This is a genomic window from Alkalibaculum bacchi (assembly GCF_937875145.1).
GTDB classification, from domain to species: domain Bacteria; phylum Bacillota; class Clostridia; order Eubacteriales; family Alkalibacteraceae; genus Alkalibaculum; species Alkalibaculum bacchi_A.
On sequence record NZ_CALNCS010000037.1, the window covers coordinates 1 to 11,168 of the forward strand.

10 protein-coding genes and 1 riboswitch are annotated in these 11,168 nt (G+C 34.6%); of the genes, 4 read left to right on the forward strand and 6 right to left on the reverse strand.

The window, feature by feature from the left end:
* From Q7P22_RS02570 to Q7P22_RS02590, 5 genes are all read right to left on the reverse strand, one after another.
* Window positions 1-753: hypothetical protein (locus tag Q7P22_RS02570; RefSeq protein WP_303860254.1), on the reverse strand; the 753-nt coding region annotated here is incomplete at its 3' end.
* Window positions 746-1,411: an ATP-binding cassette domain-containing protein gene (locus tag Q7P22_RS02575; protein WP_303860256.1), complete on the reverse strand. Its 666-nt coding sequence runs from the start codon at window positions 1,409-1,411 to the stop codon at window positions 746-748. The genes Q7P22_RS02570 and Q7P22_RS02575, both read right to left, overlap by 8 nt.
* The gene (locus tag Q7P22_RS02580) at window positions 1,401-2,969 is read right to left on the reverse strand and encodes an iron ABC transporter permease (RefSeq protein ID WP_303860257.1); all 1,569 of its coding nucleotides are present in this window, start codon (window positions 2,967-2,969) and stop codon (window positions 1,401-1,403) included. The genes Q7P22_RS02575 and Q7P22_RS02580 overlap by 11 nt, the downstream gene beginning before the upstream one ends.
* 9 nt (window positions 2,970-2,978) lie before the next feature.
* A complete protein-coding gene (locus Q7P22_RS02585) occupies window positions 2,979-3,941 on the reverse strand; it encodes an extracellular solute-binding protein (RefSeq protein ID WP_303860258.1) in 963 nt (320 codons plus the stop codon).
* An 87-nt stretch (window positions 3,942-4,028) separates the two neighbouring features.
* On the reverse strand, window positions 4,029-5,441 hold the full coding sequence (locus tag Q7P22_RS02590; protein ID WP_303860259.1) for a hypothetical protein: 1,413 nt from the start codon (window positions 5,439-5,441) through the stop codon (window positions 4,029-4,031).
* Window positions 5,442-5,866: 425 nt separating this feature from the next.
* Between Q7P22_RS02590 and Q7P22_RS02595 the strand changes: the two genes are divergently transcribed.
* From Q7P22_RS02595 to Q7P22_RS02605, 3 genes are all read left to right on the forward strand, one after another.
* The gene (locus Q7P22_RS02595) at window positions 5,867-6,514 is read left to right on the forward strand and encodes an accessory gene regulator ArgB-like protein (RefSeq protein WP_303860261.1); all 648 of its coding nucleotides are present in this window, start codon (window positions 5,867-5,869) and stop codon (window positions 6,512-6,514) included.
* Between the two features lie 5 nt (window positions 6,515-6,519).
* Complete coding sequence (locus Q7P22_RS02600) at window positions 6,520-6,645, forward strand: cyclic lactone autoinducer peptide (protein ID WP_303860263.1); 126 nt, start codon at window positions 6,520-6,522, stop codon at window positions 6,643-6,645.
* 303 nt (window positions 6,646-6,948) lie between these two features.
* Window positions 6,949-7,129: riboswitch (cyclic di-GMP riboswitch) on the forward strand.
* 167 nt (window positions 7,130-7,296) lie between these two features.
* Window positions 7,297-8,067 (forward strand): CpsB/CapC family capsule biosynthesis tyrosine phosphatase, encoded by a 771-nt coding sequence (locus Q7P22_RS02605; protein WP_303860272.1) that lies wholly within the window; start codon window positions 7,297-7,299, stop codon window positions 8,065-8,067.
* Window positions 8,068-8,301: 234 nt separating this feature from the next.
* Here Q7P22_RS02605 and Q7P22_RS02610 read toward each other — a convergent pair whose 3' ends face one another.
* Window positions 8,302-10,056: a flavocytochrome c gene (locus Q7P22_RS02610; RefSeq protein ID WP_303860275.1), complete on the reverse strand. Its 1,755-nt coding sequence runs from the start codon at window positions 10,054-10,056 to the stop codon at window positions 8,302-8,304.
* 323 nt (window positions 10,057-10,379) lie between these two features.
* Here Q7P22_RS02610 and Q7P22_RS02615 point away from each other — a divergent pair.
* Window positions 10,380-11,168, forward strand: a 789-nt coding sequence (locus Q7P22_RS02615; protein WP_303860277.1) for an oligosaccharide flippase family protein, incomplete at its 3' end; no start/stop codon positions are given.

Sequence of the window (11,168 nt, forward strand, 5' to 3'; positions counted from 1 at the left end):
TAATCCAACCAACATATACTCCTCGCTAATAGGTATCGTAGCAGTAATATATCTATGAGGTAACCCCTGCTGTACGGAAAAATATTGCCACTCACCATCTTTTAATATACTGAGTCCACCTACTTTATTGGCAAGATATGCACCAAACCATATGCTATGATTTTCTCTCAATGCAATCGTATTTACAGCGTCTTCTTTTAACCCATCTTTAGAAGTTAGTATTTTATCGATAACATAGTTACCATCTTTTTTTAAAAAATGAACTGCACCTGTTTGCGTTCCCGCCCACACTCCAGCAGATCCATCGCTTACTACTGTATTTACCCGTCCACTTGGGATCTGTGGAGAGGTAAAGTCAATCCGATGGTTATCATTGAAAATAGTTACGCCATTTTCATGACCTATCCATACGCTATTATCATCAAGTTGACATATGCCAGCTGTGTACGTCATTTGGATGTCTTTGGCGATCTCCCTTATTATTTTGCCACTTTGAGGATCGATAAGATAAACGCCATCACGCCCACCTACCCAAATATGTTTTCCATCGTATAGAAGTGCTGAAATCTCACTTTCTGGGAAAAATATACGAAGACCATTTAACTTCTGCTTTTCTATTTTTTCCTTTTCTACCTGTTGAAACTGTAGCAAGCATATAGTCGCTAATAGGATAAGAAATAAAGAAATTATGATAGTTGCTATATTTCGTACTTTGTACTGTTTAACCATATTTGAATCTCGAATTTTACGCATTTTTTAATGTTCCATCCTTAAGTACATATTTTTTTGATGCTATAAACTCTAATTCATCCATGTCATGAGTTATGTAAACGATAGTTTTATTTGTCTTCTTGATATAAAGATCCAGAGTTTGCAGTATATTCATCTTTAAATTTTTTTCAAGATTTGTAAGGGGTTCATCCATTAAAATCAACTTGTTACTAGCGGATAACGCCCGAACAATAGCTACCCGTTTTGCTTGCCCACCAGAAATTTGTGATGGATATCGTTTCATAAGGTTTGATATTTCAAAAGCATCAAGTAAACCTTCTATATCAACATCCTTATTTTGAATTGGATATAATATATTTTGCTCAACGGTCATATGGGGCCAGAGTGCAGGTGATTGAAAAACATAACCGATACCCCGCATGTGGGGGGCTATATGTACTTCGTTAGATGAAACTGTAGTATTATCTATGATAATACTTCCGTGGTCAGGAGCCACCAATCCTGCAATTAGATGAAGTAATGTGGTCTTTCCACATCCAGATGAACCACTAATACCTAACCGTTCTCCTTTTTTTACATATAAAGAAATGCCCTGCAAAACACGCGTTACTTTTTTATCTTTTTTTGTGGTGTAACTTTTTGTTAAATCGCTTATTTCTAATATATAATTAGCTGTCATTTTTATCACGTCCTTTTTGGGTATAAAAAGTACCGAGTTGAGCAATACCTACTACAATTATAATTGCGGAGACAAGCATGAAACATAATACAGATACAACTTGTGAAGAACCATAATGCAGATAATTGTATATTTTAATTGATAATGTATTAAATCCTGGTGGCAAAACCATAATGGTTGCGCCAATCTCACCGGTACCTATAATAAAAATACTTAGTGCTGCCATCAGGATAATCGGAAAGAGGACAGGAAATAAAATTTTCAAGAAACCGTTTAAGGTAGATTTTTGATACACTAAGCTAGCGTTAATCATTTCTTTGTCTAGTCCCTTAAAACCACTATAACAAAGTAGTGCACCTACTGGAGTATATCTTATAGCAATAGCTAGGATGGGCATCACAATAGAGTTATACCAATAAGTGCTGTGAAACACACCAATTAATCCAATTCCAATTAAAGATGCCGGCATGATTAGGGGCAGTATTAAAACAAAATAGGCTAAGCCAGAAAGTTTTTTATTACTCATCTGCATCCCGATTGAAAGTGATAAAGGCAAGGAAATAAGCAAACTTCCTGATGAAATGATAAGTGAATTTATGAGTTCACTTAATCCCATCTCAATAGTTTCAACTGTGTTAACACTTTGGAACATCCCTAATATCAGATTTGAACTGGGGATGAGTATACAGAGTAGCGATATGACTAATCCCATTCCAGATAATAATGAAACTGAAGGGGGGAGTACAATTGTCACATGATTTCTGATGGTCTCACCTTTTGTAGTTAAAGAAAGATCTTGAAGTAGATTTAATCCTACAATTACAACAACAGAAGCAATCATAAGTAATGGTAAGGAATAAAAAAAGGAATCGGCCACCGAACCTGAAACACTAAACTGTGCAAATATATCAAGGGAATAAACATTTAAGGAAAAGATAGACGGTATACTATAATCTGCCAAAGACAAAAGAAAAACCAGTAAAGCTCCACCTAAAATAGCCGGTAAAACAGAAGGCAATACTACTCTCAATAAAGCAACTCCGGGGCTAAAAAATACAGCTCCTGCTTCTAAGGCATCCTTATCTATAGCTTTTAAGGAAAGGGAGATGAGAGTAAAAGGTAATGGCAGGAAATACATAACAGAAACCCACCAGGCAGGCAATAATCCGCTGGTAGGCAAAGAAAGTATTCCAAAAGTTTTCCACCAACTTTGAGAATGAATAAATGAGGGCAGTAACAACATGAGGATAGATATTCGCCAAATAGTATCTGTTACTCTCTTGTTTTTTGGCGAGACACTATATAGTTTTAATGCGCTTGATAGTGCAATAAATAAACTAGTTAAACTGACTGACAACGAAAGCAAGATACTGCGAATCAATAAACTGAACCTTCGCCCTGTGGGCAAAACAAGGGAGAAAATATCAATTGTTTTGCCATCTTCTATTATGGAGCTATAGATTAATCCCAATAGCGGGATCATAAGAATTGCGAATGGGATCCAGTTTAGGAAAGAAAGAAGTTTTTTAGAAGTTTTTTTATATCGTTTTACTTCCATATTTCCACCTTAATCCATAAATAATTTCGTCAAATCTTCTACGACTACATCTTGTTGTTCACAAATTTCTTCTAGTGATATTTTCATACCTTTTACTTTAGAGAAGTCAAACCGTTGATTTTTAATCAATTCAGGTTTTTCTACAAAATCGATCCAACCACTTTCATATAAGAGGACTGCCGCCTTATCTGACGTAATAAAGTCCATAAATTCTTTTGCACTAGAGCTCTCAGGTCTGCCACTAACGAAAGCAATGGTATTTGGAATAATTAAAGTTCCCATTTCATCACTCTTTTGATCTAAAAATATTATGGCAACGGGCTTCTCTTTGTTTATCGCATCATAAGCATCATCCGTATCGGTTAGTCCCATTGCTACTTCTCCTGATACAACCATATCTCGAACGACAGAATTTCCTTCTACTATCTTAATACCCCTATTCTTTACTTGCTCAAAAAAAATCTTCCCTGGCTCATCTCCGAGTTGAGCATATAAAGCGCAAGCTTGTGAAAAGGTTGTGCCAAACATAGGTCGAGCGATAGCAATCATAGATGGTTGGTATTTTTCACTTAGCAAATCAGTTAATGTCGTAGGGTAATCATCTGGCTTTATTTTTTCTGTATTGACCAGTAGAACTCTAGCCCTACCTCCAAAAGCGATATAGTCAGACAAAACCCCTTTTTCTGTCAGCGCTATAGTTTTAGTAAACTCACCGTTCCAAAACAAATCCGCAACTGGTTTGCTTTTTTCGGCTTCCAAACGAGATGCCATTCCTGTTGTTTTTTGTGATTCTACATCGTAAACTGCTTTCACCTTTATACCTGTTTCTTTTTCAAAAAGATTGAAAATTGGCTCAGAATAAATTTGATCTACAGAGGTATATATAACGAGTTCGTTTTTTTCTGTCATAGAGCAGGCAGAAAGTAATATTAAAACCATACCAAACAGTACTAAAGTTGTTAGCTTTTTCAATTATATTTCCCCCTTGTTTTTCTGTATAATATAAATTCATCTATTTCACATTATTGTTTGCACATTACCATCATTCCTACTGCTGTATTAAGTGTCATGCCCATTAGAGCTATTGTTACTAGATTTATCACTTTTCTTATTGGGTTTCTTATCACGCGGCCTGCTCCTGCCAGTGTCATTATCAAAATGGCCACTGTCGCTTGAACTACCGCTGCTAGAGTCACCACCAGAACCATCATCTTCAGCTCCTCCGCCGGCTAAAGCATCGTTAACGCCACCCCAAGTGTTTCCAAGAATGTCTCCAAGTGGGCCAAGTGCCGCACCTAATGCCGCTTTCCCTAAAGATTCCGGAGAGCTAGACCCAGCACCTAAACCAGCTAGAGTCATTAATTCGCTTAAATTAAAGTGATTAGCCAATCCACCTAAGGCAGTATCTGCTATCCAACCAAGTCCAACAGCTGCTGCTTGGCCAAGTCCCAACCTGGAAATAATTTTTGATCCAGGGTTCGATAACCATCCCATTAGACTTCTGCCAGATTCAACCCATCCACCATCATCTGCATAGACAATGTAATTACAAAAAGTTGTAATACATACAAAAGAAAAAATCAAACCAGAGGCTTTCATCACTTTGTTTGTATGGATTTTGTTATTTCCCCTTTTTAGAATATAAAAAAGCACTGCTAAAATGATGCTAAAAATTATCCTCGCTAATAGTGCATAATCAAAAACAATCCATATTACAAGGGCGAAAACAAAATGAATAGCAAATCCTATAGAAAGCCCTAAAATGCTCAGTGCTATATTTGCTACGTTTACATTTCTCGGTTTCTTTTTATTAATATTTATTGCGATTAAGTAGGTTGAAATTAAACTAATAATTTTACTATTTTCTTTTAGGGTAAAAGAAAGAAAGAGAATAATTGGAAGCAAAAAAAGGGTTATTGGGTTTTGTACAATAAAGCCTATTATGGTAGCCCAAAAACAGCCAGATAATATAAAATAATTTATGGTTTTTGATGATCCACTAGCGTAAACTTTAGCTAGTTTACCTGAATGAAGAATTTCGCTTATAAGCTTCTTGAAACCGTTTGCTCGTATACGTCTAAAAATATTAAAAATTAATCCAGAAAGTAAAAACATCATAGGAAGCGTCCAAAAGATATTTGGTATTCTTGCGCTGATAAACTGAAAACCTTTAATTTCAGTAGATGAATCTAAAATACCTGAAAAAATATATGCGATTAAGCTACTATTTCCGCCTCTATTTTCTAAATACATGGTATCGTTAATAAAAATTAGAAATACAGAGTTTAAGATAAAAGTGGCTAACATAACAAAAAATAGGGTTATGATATTCTTTACAAATCCTTTTTTTATACCCCTACCTGTGCGTTGCAACAACCACCACCAAAAATGAGAAAAGGACTTTGGAAAATCTTTATTAGCCTTGAGTTGATCATAAGTTAAATAGTATAAACTTGGCTGCGTTTTATCCATCTTACAACCTCCTAACGATTTCATTCGTTAATTCCTATATCTTTATACTTCATTATATCATGTTTTTTGATTTTTATTATTAGATTTACAAGATGTTTTAAATTTTTTAAATTTCATACTTACGAAAATGATAGGAAACACCTCGAATTAAGTGAACCTGGGGACATGGATAAGTTGGTTCTTCGATTATTGAATAAATTAATAGGATTATAAATAATCTAGAGAAAATGTAATTTTTTGTGTAATTATGGTATTATTATATAAAATAATGAACGACATTTAAAGGGGAGATACAACTGGAATTAAATAGCCTTCCTCAGATTTTAATACTCTTTGCATGTTTTCTCTCATTGGTTTGCCTTATTTAGTGGGTTTAGGCTTGTTTATATTATTTATTTACAAGATTAGGATGAAAAGAAGGTTGGATGATGAATATACAGGATCAACTGGCAAAGAAAATATCTGATGAACTGAATCTAGAGGAAGAGCAGTATGAGATTATTCGTTATGGAGCATTTGTAATCATGCAGATTTCCCTTTGTATTATAGCGGTAGCTGTTTTTGGGTTGTTATTTGGGGTTATGCTTCAAGCTCTTATAGTTTCTTTTTCTACTAGCATCTTAAGGCAGTATTCAGGTGGAACTCATGCTAGCAGACCTGGAAGTTGTGCTGTAATTGGAACTGTAGTAAGTGTTGGTTTGGCTTTATTCATGAAGTACATAGGAAATTTTATGAATGTAAATACCATACTTATTGTAGACGGCATCAGCTTTTTGATTGCCTTTTATATAATCAATAAGTATGCACCTGTAGATAGTAAAGCTAAGCCTATTAAATCAGAAGCTAAACGAAAAAAAATGAGAAAAAGATCTTTTATCATTGCTGCGACATACCTTATTCTTAGTATTGTTTTTTTGTTATCGTATCAGTTTACAAATAATGTAGATTTTTACATATTTGTTTTAGATATATCTGGAGGAATGTTATTTCAAGTTTTTTCTCTTACAATAATTGGACGAAGTGTTTTAGCAAAAATAGATCAAGGATTGACTCGAGTTATGTATAGGAGGTGAATTACGTGAGAAAGAAAATATTTTCAATAGCATCTATGCTACTAACTACGGTAGCTGTTTTATTTGCTGGTTCAGCTTGCATATGGGGCTTTTATCAACCAGAAGAACCAAAATCCTTATCTGATAAATAGTAATGCATAACAGAACCTCCAATATATAGAAATGATTATTGTAAGAGAAATTCTGTGAAATTCTTCTTAAGCCATCTAGAGAGCATTGAGATCAATCTATCTTAGTGAAGGCGTTATTGATTTTTGTTACATATTGTTTTAATAAATAATCCTGATAACATAGGAGTGGTTTCCTATGTTTGTTATAGATAAAAATATTAAGTTTGCAAAATGTTACAATAAAATGTTATAATAAAATGTTACAATAAAATAGCTTGACAAATTATTAAGAAAATATTAATATAAAATAGAACATTACCATAAAATAGAAAAAGGCAAACCTACTGAAAGGTAGGGACGCAAAGCATGAAGTCTAAAGTCTATAAAGTAATTAATGATCTGTTTTGGTATTCCTATTGTATTAGATATTCGAATACTTGTGTATGGGCCATTGGATGACTAATACATAATTTTACTAAAAGACCAAGATGGTTCGGCCGCCAAAATTAAGATCGCTTATATTTTGGTGGCTTTTTTATTTCAAAGAAAGGTAGAAGTTTATTAAAGAATAAATAGAATGTAAGCCTATAGCAAAATAAACGATACAGTATAGAACGCTCTTCGTGATGAATATAAGAACTATAAATAGTAAACGAAAAGAGGAAACTTATTATGATAGATTTTTACAGCAATATCTTATTTCTAGAAAACTCCATACCTGATAGTCTCAAAAAAACAATGGAGCTTGCTAAGGCTGCTAGTAAGGCTGGATTTACAAAGCTCGTTTCTGCTTCTAGATTTACATACCAAAAGGATTTTGTTTCTACATATGATTATGATTTGAAAAAGTGTGAATACCTAAATAGCATCCTCAGAGAAAATAATATAAATGTACAGATTGTTTTAGGCAGTGAAATCGATTTTTCATCAGAAGTGATCGATTGTTTAAAGAGAAAAGAAATTGCTACTATTAATGGTACGCAATACATATTAGTGCGATTCTATGAAAATTGTAGCTTTTACACCATAATTGAAAGCGTGTTTAAATTACAAATCGCGGGATATAGGGTAATCCTAAGTCAAATAGAAAAGTACGATTTTATAATAGAAAATCCTGATATCGCAAGAGAGCTAATCGCGAGGGATATCCTACTCCAAATGGATATAAAAAGCATAGAAGGGCATCACGGCAACATAATCAAAATGACAGCAAAAACATTACTTAAATCTAACAGAATATATACTTTAGGAACTCATGCTAGTACACCTGATGACTACAGCAAGTTGAGAAGTGGTCTTCATAAGATACAAAAGATAGTAGGTAAGGAAATCTATCAAGAGATTACAACAAATATGGAAGAAATACTTGCTAATAAGCTTGTTGTTCCATCAAATGTTACGGAGTCTAAAAAATCAAGGGGGCATTTGTTTAGCCATAGGTGATATGTAGGGACCTCGTTGATGTGATCCTCTGGATGATCTGGAACATCTCTTTTGGTCTTAAAATTCTTCGCTTCGTTTTAGGAGGAAAAGTGTAGTGGTTTCTGTGAATAAAAACAACCATCAATAAATTTGACGGTTGTTTTTTATGACTTTTAGTATTAACTTCTTGTTTTAAGCTTGAAAGGTAAGAGTAGAAAGATGGTAACTAATATATTTCTGCTGACCACCATAAAATTATTGCAGCTCACTTGCTGCTGTTTGTCCAGCTATACGACCGAATACGACTATATCAGCTACTGCATTACCACCTATACGGTTTCCTCCGTGAATTCCGCCAGTGACTTCACCAGCTGCGTACAATCCTTTGATAGCAAGGCCTTCAGTATTGATAATATGAGCTTTTGTATCAATTTTTACGCCACCCATTGTGTGGTGAATACCAGGTGTTACTTCTAATGCGTAGTATGGACCCTCTTCAAGGGTTTGAGTTAGATGAGCTCTTTCGAATTCTTCGTCTTTACCAGCCTTAACATAACCTGTATAGATTTTTAAGGTGTTTTCAAGGGTTGCTTCGTCAATTTTTAAAGTTTTTGCTAAATCTTTGATGGTTTCTCCTTGTACAGCATAGTCCTCTTCAATATATCCAGCTAAAGAAGCATTTTCTTCTCGCATTGCTTCATTAACAATCAGATAGGCAATTCCATTTTTTTGTTTCAAGATATTAGCGGAAACCACATCTCGTGTAAGAAGTTCATCAGTAAATCGCTTTCCATCAAGATTTACTAATATAGCCCCATCACCTCTTAAACCCTCTGTGAACAAGTATCCTGTTTCTGGATCGGTAGTAGGATGGATTTGGATTTCTTCAATATCTGTTAAATCACCACCTACTTCTTGTGCCATAACGATTCCATCGCCCGTTGCGCCGTTATGATTTGTAGTTGAGAAGCCTTTTAAATCAGGGCGGTATTTTTCTACCATTTGACTATTAGCACCAAAACCTCCGGTTGCAAGGATTACTGCTTTTGCATTGATATTAAACGAGTTTCCACTTTTGTCTGTTGCCTGTATTCCAGCAACTGCGCCATCTTTTTCGATAATTTTTTCTGCGGTTGTTTCTAACATAATCTCGATATTTTGTTCTTCTAATTTTTTAGATAAAACCTGTACCACTACTGGTCCTACAGGGGAACCATCTTCTGGAGTGTGAATTCTTGGATTTGTAGCTCCACCTGATAGAGTAACCCTTTTTAACCCAGCCCCCAAATCATTTAACCATTCCACTGCATCGGGAGCATTGTCTACTAAAGTTTTAAGGAGTTCAGGGTCGTTCTTGTCTTTTCCACCTTTCATAGTATCATCGTAAAATGTTTGCTTGGTGTCTTTGATTTTGGCAGCTTCTTGATAAGGTGTTTCTGCAGCATTCATACCACCAGTTGCGTAATTTGTATTGCCACCAATAATAGGCATTTTTTCAACGATAAGCACGGATTTTCCTGCGTTTGCTACTTCTAACGCGGCACTCATTCCAGCTCCACCAGCTCCGACAATTACCACATCTATATTCATGTCTTTTTGCGCTTCTTCACTTGTTTCGCCTGCATTAGGATCTTGTAATGCTTTCATATCTGCGCCTGATTTTTCAAGGGCTGCAGTAATCGCTGCAATCATTCCTGTACTGGACTCTGTTGCACCGCTAACGGTGTCAATGGCGAGACTTTGGCTTGAAAGCACGCTTTCAATAACTTTGTCTTTTGCGCTGCCACCGATGCTCTCTGTTTCATGTGGAGCGTCAATTTTGATTTCGGTAATTTCATCTGCTGTAACGGTAACTCTTGCTGTAATAGTACCGCCGTGACCTTCTCCTGTTCCTTCATAAGTACCAGCAGTAAATTTTTTTTTCTTATCTCCACCTTGACATCCAAAGAATGTGGTTGTCAAAATTGCAATAAATAGTAGGATGCTGATAAATTTTAAGCTTTTTTTCATATAATCCTCCTGTTTTTGTGATAAAGTAATGAAAAGTTTCTCTTAATAAATACAAGCTTCTTTTAATGGCGCTTCGTGGGATTTTTATATTATCTGTCAATTCAGGATAGATTATGTAAAAAGCTGAATTCGGAATGAAAAAAAGTAACCACTCTTCTACTACCATTTGATAAACAGTTCAATTGTTGTTTGTCTATGGTTGGATTATTGTTCCGTTCAATATGAATGTGGTATAGTATATAGTGAATTTTAAGAAATAATTGCAAATAATAGTGTATTATAGAATATCTTAAGCAGAAAATACATGAGAAGGAATTGATCAAATGAATCCAGAAAAAAAATCAATGTCTATTCGAAAAGCTACTACTATCAACTTTTTCGGAAAATACACGAATATATTTGTGCAGTTAATATACAGCGCAATTTTAGCCAGAATACTATCTCCAGAAGATTTTGGCGTTGTGGCAGTAGTAACCGTATTTACGACCTTCTTTTCTTTGATTGCAAATATAGGTATTGGGCCAGCTATTATTCAGCACCGAAATATAGATGAAGAGGATATTAATCATTTATTCTCCTTGACGATTTATATTGGCTTAGTTATTGGAATTTTGTTTGCTCTTTTTTCTATCCCAATCTCTATTTTTTATGATGACAGCGTGTACATTCCTATAGGCGCATTGTTGGCCATATCTTTGCTTTTTAACACTGTAAATATTGTGCCGAATTCACTTCTTCTAAAAGCACAAAGGTTTAAATTAGTGAATTTGCGATTGGTTTTAGTGTCTGTTTTGTCAGCGATACCTACGATTATACTAGCCCTTATTGGGTTTAAATATTACGCTTTAGTTATTCACTCTATTTTGGTTTCTTTTATTACATTTATATGGAATTTTAGCACAGTAAAATTAAAGTTTGTCCTAAAAATTAATACAGATAGCTATAAAAAGATCAAAGGATTTTCATCGTATCAATTTGCCTTTAGTTTAGTGAATTACTTTTCGAGAAATTTAGACAATTTATTAATTGGAAAGTTTGTAGGCAATTCTGCCCTTGGTTTTTACGATAAGTCTTATCGATTAATGCTTTACCCTGTGCAGAATTTGACTCAT